The organism is Pseudarcicella hirudinis (genome assembly GCF_900115665.1).
In the GTDB taxonomy this organism is placed as follows: domain Bacteria; phylum Bacteroidota; class Bacteroidia; order Cytophagales; family Spirosomataceae; genus Pseudarcicella; species Pseudarcicella hirudinis.
In genome coordinates this window covers 263,980-279,840 of the sequence record NZ_FOXH01000004.1, presented here as the reverse complement: position 1 = coordinate 279,840, position 15,861 = coordinate 263,980, and the positions used below count along the sequence as shown (strand labels likewise).

General features: G+C 37.3%; 12 protein-coding genes. 3 read left to right on the top strand and 9 right to left on the bottom strand.

The genetic code is table 11. The annotated features are described in order from the left end of the window. Positions 1–10: 10 nt before the first annotated feature. From BM179_RS09225 to BM179_RS09215, 3 genes are all read right to left on the bottom strand, one after another. The gene (locus BM179_RS09225) at positions 11–3,532 is read right to left on the bottom strand and encodes a hypothetical protein (protein WP_143095190.1); all 3,522 of its coding nucleotides are present in this window, start codon (positions 3,530–3,532) and stop codon (positions 11–13) included. 4 nt (positions 3,533–3,536) lie between these two features. Beyond that, on the bottom strand, positions 3,537–4,907 hold the full coding sequence (locus BM179_RS09220; protein ID WP_092015660.1) for a Kelch repeat-containing protein: 1,371 nt from the start codon (positions 4,905–4,907) through the stop codon (positions 3,537–3,539). 123 nt (positions 4,908–5,030) lie between these two features. After that, positions 5,031–5,864, bottom strand: a complete 834-nt coding sequence (locus BM179_RS09215; RefSeq protein ID WP_092015657.1) for a T9SS type A sorting domain-containing protein — start codon at positions 5,862–5,864, stop codon at positions 5,031–5,033. Between the two features lie 489 nt (positions 5,865–6,353). Here BM179_RS09215 and BM179_RS09210 point away from each other — a divergent pair, with 489 nt between their 5' ends. After that, a complete protein-coding gene (locus BM179_RS09210) occupies positions 6,354–6,863 on the top strand; it encodes a DinB family protein (RefSeq protein ID WP_092015654.1) in 510 nt (169 codons plus the stop codon). A gap of 565 nt (positions 6,864–7,428) precedes the next feature. After that, positions 7,429–7,839 carry a VOC family protein gene (locus tag BM179_RS09205; protein ID WP_177219349.1) on the top strand — a complete coding sequence of 137 codons (411 nt, stop codon included), beginning with the start codon at positions 7,429–7,431 and terminating at the stop codon, positions 7,837–7,839. A gap of 49 nt (positions 7,840–7,888) precedes the next feature. On the opposite strand, the gene BM179_RS09200 is transcribed toward BM179_RS09205, so the two are convergent. The 3 genes from BM179_RS09200 to bla form a co-directional block, all read right to left on the bottom strand. Then, positions 7,889–8,317: a hypothetical protein gene (locus BM179_RS09200; protein ID WP_092015648.1), complete on the bottom strand. Its 429-nt coding sequence runs from the start codon at positions 8,315–8,317 to the stop codon at positions 7,889–7,891. Next, a complete protein-coding gene (locus BM179_RS09195) occupies positions 8,317–8,793 on the bottom strand; it encodes a hypothetical protein (protein WP_143095189.1) in 477 nt (158 codons plus the stop codon). The genes BM179_RS09200 and BM179_RS09195 overlap by 1 nt, the downstream gene beginning before the upstream one ends. Before the next feature lie 395 nt (positions 8,794–9,188). Next, complete coding sequence (bla, locus tag BM179_RS09190) at positions 9,189–9,929, bottom strand: BlaB/IND/MUS family subclass B1 metallo-beta-lactamase (RefSeq protein ID WP_374754577.1); 741 nt, start codon at positions 9,927–9,929, stop codon at positions 9,189–9,191. A gap of 324 nt (positions 9,930–10,253) precedes the next feature. Between bla and BM179_RS09185 the strand changes: the two genes are divergently transcribed. Then, positions 10,254–12,719, top strand: coding sequence for a glycoside hydrolase family 95 protein (locus BM179_RS09185; protein ID WP_092015639.1), 2,466 nt, complete (start codon positions 10,254–10,256; stop codon positions 12,717–12,719). Positions 12,720–12,797: 78 nt separating this feature from the next. Here the strand turns inward: BM179_RS09185 and BM179_RS09180 are convergent, their stop codons facing one another. The 3 genes from BM179_RS09180 to BM179_RS09170 form a co-directional block, all read right to left on the bottom strand. Next, complete coding sequence (locus BM179_RS09180) at positions 12,798–13,184, bottom strand: VOC family protein (RefSeq protein ID WP_092015636.1); 387 nt, start codon at positions 13,182–13,184, stop codon at positions 12,798–12,800. Positions 13,185–13,220: 36 nt separating this feature from the next. Next, positions 13,221–14,375, bottom strand: a complete 1,155-nt coding sequence (locus BM179_RS09175; RefSeq protein ID WP_092015633.1) for a fibronectin type III domain-containing protein — start codon at positions 14,373–14,375, stop codon at positions 13,221–13,223. A gap of 101 nt (positions 14,376–14,476) precedes the next feature. After that, positions 14,477–15,781 carry a leucine-rich repeat domain-containing protein gene (locus tag BM179_RS09170; RefSeq protein WP_092015630.1) on the bottom strand — a complete coding sequence of 435 codons (1,305 nt, stop codon included), beginning with the start codon at positions 15,779–15,781 and terminating at the stop codon, positions 14,477–14,479. Positions 15,782–15,861 lie beyond the last annotated feature (80 nt).

The window sequence follows — 15,861 nt, the reverse complement described above, 5'->3', positions numbered from 1 at the left end:
GTAGGTTTAATTATTGACATTTCTGTAGAAAACCTGTAATTGTTCTTCCTCGTAAATCCGAAGCTCGGGCATCAAATCCTACAATGCCCGCCGGGCTGTAAGGAAAAGAAACCAGAAAATAGGCATCTCCGATATTGGCTCTTTGCCAGGTTACTCCGGCATCTACCGTAAACTCAGCATACGCCGGACTGACAAGTCCTGTTACTCCAACGGTCATAGTGATTGTACCATTATTATTCACTACACAGCTTATGGCAGCGGGATCCCAGTCGATCGTAGAATATATTTCTCCGCTTTGACCTGAATAATGGTACATATAATGCTTCTGGACATTCTGATTATTATCTTTTATAGTTGACAGCCTGCCCAGGTTATCATATGAATAAAAAGTAGATAATTTATTCGGAGTAGTTACGGAAGAAGTTCCTCTGATTGGTTTATATGTGTAACTATTTATCAAAGTTCCTGCAAGGTTATCTCTCAATAAGTTCATTCTGGCTCTTAAAGTAGTTTCGTCAGTAGTAGCATTCAGTGAAGAAGGAGAACTGGAAATGGCCGTCAGTCCGGCTGCTACACTGGCATAGTCAGTATTTTCAATTTTTGCCAAAGGATATTGCCAGTTATATCCCCATAAATAGACAGATTTGTACTTGCCACTATTAATAGACTGTTCTACCAGATTGGCTTTTAAGCCATTGTTGACCAGATAGGTATAATTTGATAACTCTCTGTAAAATGAATTGGAAGGAGAATCGGAAAGGCCGTCATATCTGGTAAAACTACTTTCGCTGACCGGATTGGCATTGTTATATGTGAAATTCTTGTAAGGCAAAATTAAAGTAGCTCTGGAAGGATTCGAACTGCTATAGGTTTTATAGGTATTAACCTCAGCACCAAGGACATTTCTGGTACTCCCATATTCCTGCTCCACCAGCTTTTCAAGCGGAATATTCACTACATTATCATTAATCATTTGTGTAATGAAGGCTGCCTTACCCGTTACCGATGAATAATCCAGAGGATACTTATAGTTGGTTTCGAGTATTGTAGCATCACTTTGAGTAATCCGTTGTCTTGTAACCTGTAAATGGGAGGGGTTATCGTATTGATAAGAAGTAGAAACAGTTACCGGACTGGTTCCGGTTGAGCCATTATCTACTGTTACTTCACTTGCTTTTCTTGGCCAACCTGAAATAGTGTAATAAGTTTTTACATAATATACACTATAGGTTGTAATACCAGACACACCATTGTTTATGTCATAAGGAAATAAATATTCATTATGAATACTTGGTATCTGATATTGAGGAGCTCCGATATAGAAGCTCTGTGTACTGCTATAAGCGGTAACTCCTGAGCTGTTGTTCTTATATATGGTTGATTTAGGAAGTGATCTGGCAAAATCATAAGATTCATAGGCTCCTAATTCTTTGTTTGCACTACCTTCAAATATTGCATTAGCTGAAGATTTATGAAATAAGAAAGCACTTTGGCCTGAATTATCTGTGTTGTCTTTATAGGAGGTAAAAGTATAAAGCTTGCTCTGGGTACCCATCCTTTCTTCTACATTATAATAATACAGAGGTAGTGAGGACATAGAGTTGAATGCCTGTGAACGGAACAAATTGAACGAGGTAGTACCTGCTGACATGCTAAGATTATAATAAGCCTGTGGCCCAAGCATACCGCTTGACAAACTCGGGTTGGCAAAATCCTTATAAAAGAACTCCCTGAACACTGGTTGGCTGTTGAAATTATTATTAGGATAATCAGCCATATTCTTTACCCTCAATCCACCGCAGTTACCCAGATTAGAAGTAGTTTCGTTAAAAATGGATAAGGAAATAATAATATTGGTGCCTACTTGATTCAAGGTCTGATTACAGGGATAAAAAATATTAAGATTGAGGAAATCCGTATCATTATAAGTACCAGGTTGCAGTGTGATTTCCTGATATGTGTCAAGGTTCTGACCGTTGTAGGTATAGCATACTGAGTTGGAGCCCCCCTGGGCTTTCAGTTTTATTTTACATTTTGTGGGAACTGAAACAGTTACAGGAACATTTGTGCTTTTATTTGTCCCGCTGCTGGTAACGTCCCACCAGAATGTCCGGGTATCTTCCACAATCTTTTTAACCTGGGCCACTGTAGCCTGATTATAGCTGTAATCATTCTGCTCATATTCAATAGTGGTGTACCCCTGGGTGGGGTAAATAATTTTCGACATGGCACCCATCAAAGTAAAGTTAAGACGGGGTTCCATATCAGCATTTCCCGTATTAACAGGAATCAGGCTGGTATTGGGTTGTCCATTGTAATACCCCCAATAATCTATAGACCGGGAATCTCCGTTTATATTATTGGATGGAATATTGTTATAGGTAAAAAAGTAAGGATTGGCTTTATCATTCTCACTAAAATATTCCTGTACACTCATCAGTGCCAGTCTCAGGCTGCTGTCAGTATTATAATTGAAAAGAAATTTCTTGAGAAATTGTCTTGGACTTACAGTTTTATCAAACAATTGAATGTTATCCAATTTCCGCGAATAACTATTCAATGTATTGACAACCTTTATTCGTTCAGAAGAGTTAAACTCAACCTCCCAGTTGGTGCCTTCAATTTTAGTCAGGAAAATTTCTTCTGAATAATTATAGGCAATGTTTGAATTGCTTGAACCATTGCTGCCACTGATAGTACCGCTTGTGTACAAGCCCCAGCTTTTGGTATCGGATATACTTAGCTGTATTCTGGGCTTAGTGCTGTTAATGGCTGTATAATAGAATTTAATTCTGTCCCCTTCCAGGTTAACAATTTCTGACAAATGCCAGGCAGAAGTAGTCCAACGCATTTCAGACATAAAATCACTCCTTGAAAACTCATAATTATTGAAAAAGTATTTTGTTCCATCTTCTGTAGTGAGGGTAAAAGAACTAATACTTTGATCAGATGAAGTATGCACCAGATCATTGACAAGAGTGCCTCTCTCTATTTTGATTTTCTGATCGGAAATGATTCTAGGTGTTCCATTTTCATCAAAAACAAACTTTCCGGAGTATCCACCGAAAGAAAAATGAAAGATATCCGGCTGGCTGTCATTATAACCACTTTCTATATTCAGATTATTCATTTTAGTTAGATTCGGGGCATCCACAAAATCTTTAATAAGTGCTCCTTTGTAAAAATACCCTCTGTTGGCATACTCGTCCTTAATGCCCTGAACGGTTCTGGTAATTACTCCGCCTGCCTGTAATGACCAGCCCAAACCTGCCCATCCGGGTTCTTCAGATGGTCTGAATCCGTTGTAATTATAAGCCAGAGATACAGGTATAGAAAGACTCCCTTCTGTAAGAGTTAATAAGGGAATGCTATAATTCATGGCTCCTGTACTTATATTTACAGGAATTTCTCCGAATTTTCCCAGACTGGCAGCCTGAGGAGAAGGTGCTATGACATTGTTTCTTTGGGCATTAAGCTGGATCGCAGCAACACCCAACAGCATGGTGAAGAGAAATTTAAGTGTAGGTTTCATAATATTATTTTGTGTTGATCTTCCAAATGTCATTTACAGGTCTGGTTTGAAGCGTATAAGGATCGAGCTTGGTACCTCCGAATATCATTAATCCTCCGTCCGGATCAATAAAAGAACATCCTCCTGAGGTAATATTAGCCGTAACCGGAGAAGTCATATTAGCCCATCGCTGGCTTTTCATATTGAACCTCCATAGAAAAGGATTAATAGAAATGCTATTTCCTGAAAGGCGGTTTTGACCACCGTATAACCAGAAATTTCCGGAACGATCCTGCCATGTGATGGCGCCATATCGATAGCCCGGATGTGAAATTTCGGTTTCCCGGTCTATAATACCGTATTCAGAATCGGAGTAAAGGGCATCTGTTCCTGAAATCCATGTCCATACATCTTTTTTTATATCATAATTCCACATATCTGCCAGGCCTCCTCCGCGGGCTCCGGTGGTATCTGCTCCATATCCGCCATAGAGCCATAATTTGTTGGCAGCAGCATCATACCATACTGCCGTTTTCATGCGGGGACTTGGTAGAATTTGTGAATCTTCCTTTCCTTTTTTGCCATGCTTGGTCTTTACATTGGGTTTATCTTCTCCACTTATCCAGGCCCATTGCTGCTTTTTAGAATCAAACTGCCAGAGGTCATTATAATAATCATCTTCGCCTCCATTCTCTCCCGAACTTACTCCTCCGAACATCCACATGGTTCCGGATTGGTCTGTCCAGCATGAAGCAGCAGAACGACTTCCGGGAAAATCACCGGTATTGGCTTTCTTTTTATTCCCGCGTTTGCTTTTAATGTTAAACTTTCCTGTGCCGGAAATTGCAGACCAGATACCACTTTTTGCCGTAAATTTCCACATGTCATCATAATGCAGATTGTCACTGTAGTCTCTTCCTCCAAACAGCCATAAATCCCCGTTTTTATCAACCCATGTCATGGCATCTCTTCTTGGCAAAGGAATATCCTGTGCATTGTCTGATCTGCCCAAAAGTACTTTTCTGGAGCCTTTCACAAGTTTCCAGGTAGTATTGGAAGGAGTATATTGCCATAAATCCTGAAACAATCCGGAATTATAGTCATCATCAATCCCTATACCACCAAATACCCAGAATTTACCGGAATCATCCTGCCAGCTCAATGCCCCTTCTCTGGGAGCCGGAGTATCCTCTGAGCCATAATCATAATCCAAATCTTTAAAAGGCCTTTGACGATTCAGGCGCTGCATTCTTTCAAGGGTATCTTTCAGAAACTTGGTGGGTGTATCTTTCGCAGGAACCTGAACTTTTTTAGCAATTTTGATTTTCTGCCAGCTTTGTGAATAATTAAGGAAGGATACGGACAGCAAAAACAAGATTAATATTGATCTTTTCATAAAGAGGATTTTATTAAGGTTATACACAGGCGCATGCAAATACTGTTTTAAAGCATTTGTTGTAATATTCCTGGCTGGTGCATGGAATATAGCAGTGTTTAATTGATGGAATAGTCAGATGAATTAATGAAATACCTGAAGCTTAAGGGCATTACCTGTCCGAACCCCGTTTCTGAGGAGATATACCAGATAATTTCCTATAGTATAATTACTCAGGTCTAATTCCTGGCTAAATTCGCCTATCTCAGATTCAACAGCTTTTCTTTCGATTTCAACACCATTTTGTACATTCACGATAGAAAGGGCAACCTGTACACCTTTTTCGTGCTCGATCAGATTTTGCCATTCTACTCTGGTATAAGTATTGGCCGGATTTGGGGATAATTTAATGCCCCGAAGTAAGGGAAGAGCGTTTTCAGCTTCAGATTCTATATTCCCCACATAGGAATTTTTAAAGCCATAACCGATAATACTGATATGATTTCTGATATTAAACGAGCTACCGGGGTCTGTGGCCAGTTGATCCGTTTCATTGTCAATCAGATGAATAGAAGCTTTAGGATTTGAACCTATATTTTTAAAGGTAAAAAGTGGAATATCTACCCCTTCTTTATAGAGGAAATCCTTAATAGCCATAGTACTCAGAGTCACAGCAAAATAATCATAATCCGGGTTTTCTTTGGGAGATTTCAGAATGGTTCCGATTGCCCATTTAACTTCAGGATTAACAGATATAGGCTGATCCATGATAAATCCGTCGGAGGATCTGGCTCTCATAGAAATCTGCATGGTTCCGGTGATACTTTCAGAGGAAGACAGACTTTTTTGACATACTAAACTCAGTCTGTAACTGTTAAGGTCAAGCCGTTCAAGTTTGAATTTAATCTGGGAGAATGAATCAAATTGAAGTAGAGCAAACAAGGTAATAAAGGCAGAACGGTAAATAATGTTTTTCATTTTAGAGCATTTGTAGAATTTAAATAAGAGGTTTATGAAAGGTTATTCCAAAGGCAGAATGGTTTTTAGGGTGCTGAACTGAGTGTAAAACAAATTTTGCCTGTTAGAATATGATGGTAAACATAGCGCAAAAAAATGTTAATTGCCAAAATATATTTAAGAATATTTTTTAAGAATGATTAAAATTGGATTTAATCGTTGATTATTTGGTTTATTGCTAGAGTGATTAGTTTTGCTCTTTTGTATTGATATTTGTGAACTTACCAATCAGACGCTTTGTGAAAGTATTTGTTAAATTTTCCCCAGTATAAAAGTACTGGTAAAAGGGTAGAAGCGAAAGTAATTGAATTTTCGTATTTCTGATGTAGATTTGTGCTGAGGCCTGGTCGGTTGCATTTCAATCATATTTGTTTGTTAATGCTTCAGCATTAGCGAGTTAAGTAACCAGATACAGTAACACTAAATTTTATAACTTAAAACCTGAAAAACATGAAACAAATAAAATGGTTTGACAGAAATTTTGACTTCCTGACAGACCAGAATATATTTCCTTCTATTTTGGAAAGACTTTTAGGGACACCAATAAGGTTAGAGGATAAAGTGAAATCTATTGCTGAAAACAAGTTATCATTAAAAATCAATGGTACCTGGACAATTAAGGAAAATATCGGACATCTTATTGACCTTGAACCACTATGGCAAGGACGATTTGAAGACATTATAAATAGCGAGAAGGAATTAAGACCTACTGATTTACAGAATACACAAACGGATTTAGCTAATCATAATGAAAAAGATATAGAAGATCTTTTGTCGCAATTCAGAGCAATTAGAAATCTGACTTTGAGTAAGCTGGAGGACATTGATGAAGAAACTATATTTAAGTTTTCTTTGCATCCAAGACTTAAAACTCCAATGAGAACAATGGATTTGTTTCTTTTTGTTGCAGAACACGATGACCACCATTTAGCCAGAATAACTGAAATAATTAAATCATAGCAGAAATACATTTCACCCAGTTGTATATACGTGTGTTTTCGTAACGTTAGTTTTTTCTTAATTATTCCCCGATTCCTTACTGGCAAAAGATTATTTCATGATATTGCGCAATACAAAAAGCGGGATGCTACCACAGGCTGGTTTGACAATATTGCAAGGCTTATCAAACCAGACTTTTTAGCCTCCCGTCTGTTCAATTATTTAAAGAGAATATCAAAATGGGGTAAAACTATCCATTCTTTCAAACAAGACTTTCTTTGAGTAAATTATTTTAAGTCTTATTGATTACTAACAGATTCATTTTTAGTATTACACACATAAATGGTGAAGAGCTAAATTCAAAGGTGATTTTAAAAATCTTTTCTCCATTTTATTTTTCCGGAATATTTAAGCAAAAATCAGGGATTTTAAGGACATACATCATTCCAAAAAGGAGGAAAGTCCTGCTGGTGCTGAAACATTAGTATTGAAAACCGGTGGAAGGAAAACATAGTATACAGAAGAACAGGAATTGTTCGATTAAAGAAAACAGACCATTTTTAACAATAATAAAACTCATATGAGCATGAATATTAGCATAAAAAAGATTCAACATATCGGTATTCCGGTAACAAACCTCGAACGGTCAGAAATATTTTACAAAAGCCTCGGATTTGAAAATGTGATGTCTTCCTCTTTCGAATATAATGGTGGAAAAGGGGAAGTGGCCATGATGAAAAGCGGTGAAGTGATTGTTGAAATATACCAGATGCCGGAAAAAGAGCTGGAGGAAATCAGACAAAGAAAAAATGGGCATATTGATCATATTGCTTTTGATGTAGAAGACATAATGGTAGTTTTTGACAAACTCAAAACAGCTGATTTTATCGTGTTGGAACCGGAACCGGTTTTCCTTCCTTTCTGGGAAAAGGGCTGCAAATATTTTAATATTCTGGGGCCGGATGGCGAAAGAATAGAATTTAATCAGATATTGTAATCCGGAGAAGTTCAGGAAAATCCAATAAACACAGGAGAGTATGATATTCTTAGTCGCTCTCTTGTGTGATAAGGATGAATTTTAATTTTTGAATATTTTCAAATACCTGAAGTTCAATTTTGTAAAACGGAGTATTTCTTTTCACACATTCAAGAACTTTCTTATACAAAAGTGCTTTAGATTCATTAGAAATATTGTCTGATCCTTCAGAACCGGTTTTAGGGTGTACGAACATTAAATACAGGCAATCATCTTTTAAGATGAGATAGAAATATACTCTGTAACCTCCTTTGCCATTCAATCTTTTCTTAATGTATGGCGCGTCATTGCTATTATTTAACCTTGTTCCTGAACATAAATCCTGAATGTTTTTATCAAAAAAGTATTCAATAATTTCCTTTTCAAGGTCTCTATAGGAGTTATTTTTAATTAATTTCTCGAATTCATTTTTGAATTCTTCTGTAGAATAGATGAACATTATATAATTGAAAGAATTCTGGAAGTTTCTTGAAAATCAGGCATTTTAGGAAGATAGAAGAATACTGACTCCAGGTCTTCAATGATTTCTTTTAAGTCATCAATAGACAATTTGAAATTTTGTATTTCTCTTCTGGCAATACCTTTTGCTATAAGATTCTCCGCTAAGGAATTATAATATCTGATTAATGTAGCGTGAAAGTCCCGGCTTAAGGAAATAATTTCATTGATCTTAATCAAACAGGTTTCATCTAAATCATTTAGCCATGTAATTTGCTCTAAAATGCCTACAAATGAGTCGATTGTTTGTTTTTTAGAATTAACGGATTGTTTTAATTCATTAATTGTATCAAGAAGAGTATTAATTGATTCCTCCGTAGAGATGAAATTTCTTTTCTCATTATAGGAAAGACTTCTGACCTTTTCAAAAGTTTGGCTGATTTTATCAATATTTGACTCGCAAGTTAACATTGTCATATTTTTAAAAGGATACTTTAGGAAAATCATTTGCTTTAGTAGCTAAGAACGTCGGTTAATCAGAGCAGACATAAAGCGTTTGATTCCTGATGTATAGAATGATTTAGTTTGTTTTACTAACGTTTCTGCTATTAAAATAGTTACAAATTAAGTAAATACAAAGGAAAAGACAGGAAATTGTTTCAAATGACTGACCACGAATAAGTTCGTACTCTGATTACAATATAATATCAGACGCTTTTGTATCTCGGGATATAAACCTTGTCTGAGATTACCGGTAAGAGATTTTCCGGAATTTGTGCGTTTATATAATAGCGTTATTCCCGGGTCTGATTATTCCTGATTCTGATCTCATCTGCGGAAAGTCTTCTCTTATGAAAGACTAGATTTTTGTACTATTTCCCTTTATTGTTCCGATAAAGTTTTAACAAATGAAGTGTATGATCAATTGATTTAGTACTTGACCAATCCTGATGTCCTGTAATAACATAAGAAGGTTTCGGGAATTTTGCTTTTATTCTCAGAAGTGTATTCGGCCATTCAGAAGTATTAGCATCATTCAAATTTCCCAGATCATCAGCTTCCACACTTTTAATGAGACATCCGCCATACAAAATCTTCTCCTTCTTAAACCAGAATATAATATTATCTTTAGTATGCCCTTCTCCACCGTAAAAGGTTTGAAAAGTATGTTGTCCTACAATAAATGTCGTATCTTTTTGAAAATGAAACTCAGCCAGCTTCTCCTGTCTTTTCTGACAAAATTCATAAGTCATCTGAGAAGAATAGGTTTTTACACCTTTTTCCCGGAGAAAATCAAGTCCTCCGGTTCTGTCCTCATGAAAATGAGATGAAATAGACAAAATAACCTTTTTATGATGTTTTTTCTCGATACTATCGAGCAAAGGCTGAAGTTGGGAGGGGTCCCAGGGTGTGTCAAACATCACAACTCCGGCATTGGTAACAAGGTACATGCTATTTGAAGGAACGGGTTCTCCTTTGTAAATATTGTAAGTGGTATAAACATAAAAATCTCCGGTAAGATGAGAGATTTTCAGTGCAGAATGCGCATTTTGTCCTGAAGCATAAAATGTGCAGAATAAAGAAAAAAAGAGAATCGGAAAAAGCTTCAGCAGGCGCATAAAAGCAGGTTTTGTATTGAAGCTGCAATAACCGGAATATTCAGAAAAACCACAAGTTTTTTATATCCTGACGGATAATTAATTGACTATAAGCCGGAGATAATACATTTTCAGGCTTTGAAAGAAAGGGATGAAAAATACTGAAAAACGAAAAGGCAGGGTATTCATTACAAATAAAAAAGCGAGAATATTTTGGAGGTGAGTATATCGGCAAATTTATGCGCTCTTATAAAAAATCAATGGTTTTTATAATTTCCCTGCCTATAAAAAATGGGTTGGGAGAACCTGTTTAACTAACTATCCAAATTCTCAAAATAAATGAAAAAAACAGCCTTTATACTTGCTTTGATAATGATTCAGGGCAGTCTTTTTGCCCAGAAATCCGGTTTAAAGTTATGGTATAAAAATCCGGCCAGGAAAGATTGGAACTCTGCCCTGCCCATAGGAAATGGATTCATCGGAGCCATGGTTTTCGGAAATCCTGAGAAAGAAGTGTTTCAATTGAATGAAGGAACAGTATGGAGTGGCAGCCCAAACAGAAATGACAATCCGGATGCATTGGCTGCTTTACCTGAAGTAAGAAAACTACTCTTTGAAGGTAAAGGCCAGGAAGCTCATAATCTGGCTACAGCCAAAATTCAGACTCCCAAAAACTGGGGTATGAAATTCCAGCCTGTTGGTAACCTGAGTCTGACTTTCGCCGGGCATGACAGTTCAAAGGTTTCAGATTATTACAGAGAACTGGATATTGAAAGAGCTGTCAGTAAAACAGTTTATACCGTAAATGGCGTGACTTTTACCAGGGAGTCATTTACTTCTTTTGCTGATAATGCCCTCATTATCAGAATTACGGCAAATAAAAAGGGAAGCATCAGTTTTACCGCTTCTCAAAATACCCAGCACCAGCCTTCGGGTGTTGTTACAAAAGGAAACGATGAATTGATTCTTACCGGAACAACGAGTACACATGAAAATGTTGAAGGAAAGGTTAATTTTGAAAGCCTTGTCAAAATCAAAAATATAAAAGGAGAAATTAAAGCGGAGGCTGATGCCATCACTGTTTCCAATGCCGATGAAGTAATTATTTATGTAACTATTGCTACTAATTTCGTCAATTACCATGATATCAGTGCGAATCCGGAGCTGCGCGTCAGACAGAATTTATCAAAAGTTTTAGCCCAATCTTATGTTCAGTTGCTGAATAAACATGTAGCAGGTTTTCAGAAATATTTCAATCGTGTAAAACTGAATCTTGGAACGAATGAGGCGGCTAATATGCCAACTGATGAGCGATTAAAAGCTTTTAAATCAGGGAATGATCCACAATTTGTGACCCTTTATTTTCAATTTAACCGTTATTTACTTATTTCTTCCTCACAACCCGGCGGACAGGCAGCTAACCTGCAAGGTATCTGGAATGACAAAATGAGTCCTTCCTGGGATAGTAAATATACCATCAATATCAACACTCAGATGAATTATTGGCCGGCGGAGGTTACCAATCTTTCTGAAATGACAGAACCACTGATTCAGCTTATTACTGATATTTCTAAAACCGGACAGGAAACAGCTAAAGTAATGTACGGAGCAAATGGCTGGCTGGCACACCATAATACAGATATCTGGAGAATAACAGGACCGGTTGACAGAATTAATTCAGGTATGTGGACGCAGGGCGGTGCATGGCTTTGTCAGCAGTTATGGGAAAAATACCTGTATAGCGGGGACAAGAAATTTTTGCAGAAAGCCTATCCGATTATGAAAGGTGCGGCGGCTTTTTACCTGGATTTTCTGGTTGAAGAACCTGTTCATAAATGGCTGGTTGTCTCACCCTCTGTTTCTCCCGAAAATAAACCAAATCTTCCGAATAGTGTATGCATCACTGCCGGAGCAACGATGGATAATCAAATCGTTTTTGATTTGTTTTCAAATGTAATCAGCGCAGGTAAAATATTAGGATCAGACAAAGATTTTATTGAAAAAGTGAAAGCTACCAGAAAACGCTTGCCTCCGATGCAGATCGGACAATATAGCCAGTTGCAGGAGTGGATGCAGGATTATGACGATCCGAAAGATGAACACCGTCATGTTTCTCATTTATTTGGCTTATATCCGGCCAAACAGATTTCGCCTTATCGTACCCCTGAGCTATTTGATGCTGCCAGAACGTCTTTAATTTACAGAGGAGATGGAGGAACAGGCTGGAGTATGGCCTGGAAAGTGAACTTTTGGGCAAGATTTTTAGATGGTAATCATGCTTTCAAAATGATTCAGAATCAATTAGTACCTAATAAACAGGAGGGGGTAGTGATGAAAGGAGGCGGTACTTATAACAATTTGTTTGATGCGCATCCTCCGTTTCAGATTGACGGTAATTTCGGTTGTTCGGCAGGTATTGCAGAGATGCTGGTTCAAAGTCATGATGGAGCCTTACATCTTTTACCTGCTTTACCTGATGCCCTTCCGGAAGGGAATATCAGTGGATTACGGGCAAGAGGAGGTTTTGAAATCCTTGATATGCAATGGAAAAATGGTAAACTGACAAAAGCCGTTGTTAAGTCGAATTTAGGCGGGAATCTGAGAATTCGTACTTCCGCCACACCGAAATCAGGTAATGGATTAGCAAAAGCTTCAGGGATAAATCCGAATCCATTTTATCAGGTAGAGGAAGTGGCCAGCCCTCTTATTTCAGAAAAGGCTAAACTTCATCCTGTTGGGATAACAGAAACTAATTTATTTGATTTGAATACAGAAGCCGGAAAAATTTATACCCTGATTTTTTAATTCAGAAGGATAAACTAAACTAATTCCCCGAATGTAATGATTGAAGGTGATGAGAGAAATGATTTTACCGCATTTCTCTCATCGTCCGATCAAATCCCAAAGGTTACCATACAAATCTTCAAAAACAGCCACAGTGCCATATTCTTCATGAGAAGGTTCCCGGACAATCCTGATTTGCTGATCCAGCAAATTCTGGTAATCTCTTTGGAAATTGTCTGTATGGAGAAATAAGAAAACCCGCCCTCCGGTCTGATTCCCTGTTCTTGATTTTTGTTCTTCCCCAACCGCTTTTGCCAGTAACAGACAGCATTCTGATGAGCCTTTCGGGGCTACCAGAACCCATCTTTTGGTTTCAGATAAAATGGTATCTTCAATTAAATCGAAATGAAGTTTCTGAGTATAGAATGCTATAGCTTCGTCATAATCATTTACTACTAAGGCGATATGGGCAATTCTTTGTTTCATTTGTCAGATATTAGCGCTTTAAGACAATGAGCTGGTTTACTGACAAACATTATAAACAGCAGAAGCATCTTTTTTCCAGTCTTTTTTAGCATTAGCAGCAGCTACATCCTTTACACAGATTGTTTTAAGAGCAGGATTGGAAGTGCAGTCAATGATATTTAAATCCAGAATTTTACTCAGATCCAGCACGGATAATTTATTAGAATAACATTGAATATTGAGTAATGCCGTATTCTTACTGACATCCAGACTTGCCAATTGATTGGAATAACAGAAAAATGTTGCCAGAAGTGTATTTTTACTGACGTCAACATTAGTTAATTTATTTGAACTGCAACCTAAATATTTCAGCATCAGATTTTGACTGATATCTAAGTTGCTTAATTGATTAGCCCCGACTTCCAGCGTACTTAGTGCCGTATTTTTACTTAAATCTATGGTCGTTAGTTTGTTTAAATAAAAATTCAGAGAGGTTAGCGAAGTGTTTTTACTGACATCCAGACTCGCTAACTGATTGTCAAAACAATATAACTCAGTCAGCGCTGTATTTTTACTGACATTCAGTGCTGTCAGCTGATTGGCATTACAGGTCAGGCTGGTTAAGCCTGTAATCTTGTCAACTTCCAGACTAGTGAGGCTATTTTTCGAACAATCAAGGCTTTTTAGCTTTAAAAATGCCTGAATCCCGGTTAGGTCTTTTATCCCGAAATTGCTGACATTTAAAGTAGTTACTTTCAGGGCATCGTTCGGACTCATTTGTCCGTTAATCATCCCGTCACTGTCAATTTTTTGATTTACCAGTTCCCTTTCAAAATTCACATCAGGAATAAACAAAGCCTGGGTTTTTGTCAGAACAAAGCTGGTGATATTGCTCAGCCCTCTTGAATCTCTTGCAATTATTTTACCGTTGACAGCATTCTCCGGGCTTAAATTTCTTACTACTAAAGTGGTATCATCAATGTTCCTGGCAAGCGTATCTTTAGTAATAATGGTATAAGTAACTTTATCACCATCCGGATCAACAGCCTTTGTCCAACTGACGTAAAGTGTAGTTCCATTGACATCAAGAATGCCTTTTGCAGAAAAAGCTTTTGGCGGATGATTTGGACTTTCATCATCAATTTTTCTATTACAGGCTAAACAAAGCCAAATAGTAGCCACCAGATATATAAAAGGTCGAAGGACTTTCATTCACATGTCGGTTTAGTCTTACTGACAGTTGTATAACAAAAATAGAAAAAAAAGGTTTTCACAATCAAAAGTGCTCCTAAATGTTTAAGGACTGAGATGTATTACGGACAGATTGCATAACTGGCCTTACTATCTTTAAACCAGGTGGTCTTTAGATTGGCTGCTGCGGTATCTTTCACACAAATAGTTTGGAGAGCAGGGTTTGATCTGCAATCGAGATTGACTAAAACTGTATTAAGGCTAACGCTCAGACTCGTCAGATTATTGTTATAGCAATTTAAGGTAAGTAATGCGGTGTTCTTGCTGATATCTAAAGCTGTTAACTGATTACCATTACACCTCAGGTCTGTCAGGGCTGTATTATTGCTGATATCCAAAGTGGTTAAACCGCTGTCGGTATACCATAAACTTGTCAGGTTAATATTTTTACTAAGGTCCAGACGTGTTAATTTATTCGAAGAACATGAAAGAAAAGTCAGCTTAGTATTTTTTGTCAAATCAAGAACCGGGAGGATATTAAAACTGCAGTCCAGTTTGCTTAATGCAGGATTTCCACTGAGGTCTAAACTTGTCAGGCTGTTACTGGGACACCATAAATTAGTCAGACGACCATTTTTCCCAAGTGTCAAAGATACCAATCGATTCGTATCGCATCTTATACTGGTCAGAAGAGTATCTTTACTTACATCCAGATTTGTTAATAAATTAGCTCCGCAATCCAGAAATGTCAGCCCCGGATTATTACTGATATTTAAAGTTTTTAAGTTATTTGAATAACACTCCAATGAAATTAAAAAAGGATTTCCGCTAATATCAATACTATCCATTTTGTTAAAAGAGCAATCCAGCGTTTTCAGATTCAGAAAGGCTTCTATTCCTGACAGATTCTTTATTTTCTTGCCGTCAGTTTTGTTGTATCCACTCAGATCCAATGCTGTGATAAGCAGGGCATCCGCAGACATAATCTGCCCGTTTACTAGACCGTCGCTGTCAATTTTTTTATCTACCAGTATTTGTTCAAAATTAGCATCCTTAATTTTTGAAACGGCATTTTTGAAAATGGTAAAGCTGGCTTCGGTACTTAATCCTTTGGCATCAGTGGCTATCACTTTTCCACTGTAGTAAATGCTGAAACTGACATTCCGGATATTATAAGTCGTATCTGTTAAGTTTTTGATAAGGGTATCTTTTGAAACTACAGTATAGCTCACTTTGTCTCCGTCAGGGTCAATAGCTTTTGTCCAGGCAAGGTTTATGACGGTACTGTCTTTTGAAAGACTTGCTTTGATTACAAAAGCGGCAGGTGGCTGATTGGTATTTGGTCCGACTTCTTCAGCAGTGCTTTTACAAGCCCAGCAAAGCCAAAGAGAAACAGAAAAGAACAGAAAAGCTGTGAGGTGTTTCATTTAGATGTAAGGATAGTTTTGCCGGTATCGACAGAAATAAAAATAATGAATTAAAGTTCTAACGTCAAAAAAGAAGCTCT

Bases quoted from the DNA above. Each gene is read 5' to 3' on its own strand.
- BM179_RS09210 (WP_092015654.1), top strand. From the start codon at position 6,354: ATGAAACAAATAAAATGGTTTGACAGAAATTTTGACTTCCTGACAGAC.
- BM179_RS09220 (WP_092015660.1), bottom strand. From the start codon at position 4,907: ATGAAAAGATCAATATTAATCTTGTTTTTGCTGTCCGTATCCTTCCTT.
- BM179_RS09225 (WP_143095190.1), bottom strand. From the start codon at position 3,532: ATGAAACCTACACTTAAATTTCTCTTCACCATGCTGTTGGGTGTTGCT.
- BM179_RS09185 (WP_092015639.1), top strand. From the start codon at position 10,254: ATGAAAAAAACAGCCTTTATACTTGCTTTGATAATGATTCAGGGCAGT.
- BM179_RS09205 (WP_177219349.1), top strand. From the start codon at position 7,429: ATGAATATTAGCATAAAAAAGATTCAACATATCGGTATTCCGGTAACA.
- BM179_RS09215 (WP_092015657.1), bottom strand. From the start codon at position 5,864: ATGAAAAACATTATTTACCGTTCTGCCTTTATTACCTTGTTTGCTCTA.
- BM179_RS09170 (WP_092015630.1), bottom strand. From the start codon at position 15,781: ATGAAACACCTCACAGCTTTTCTGTTCTTTTCTGTTTCTCTTTGGCTT.
- BM179_RS09175 (WP_092015633.1), bottom strand. From the start codon at position 14,375: ATGAAAGTCCTTCGACCTTTTATATATCTGGTGGCTACTATTTGGCTT.
- BM179_RS09195 (WP_143095189.1), bottom strand. From the start codon at position 8,793: ATGACAATGTTAACTTGCGAGTCAAATATTGATAAAATCAGCCAAACT.
- BM179_RS09180 (WP_092015636.1), bottom strand. From the start codon at position 13,184: ATGAAACAAAGAATTGCCCATATCGCCTTAGTAGTAAATGATTATGAC.
- BM179_RS09200 (WP_092015648.1), bottom strand. From the start codon at position 8,317: ATGTTCATCTATTCTACAGAAGAATTCAAAAATGAATTCGAGAAATTA.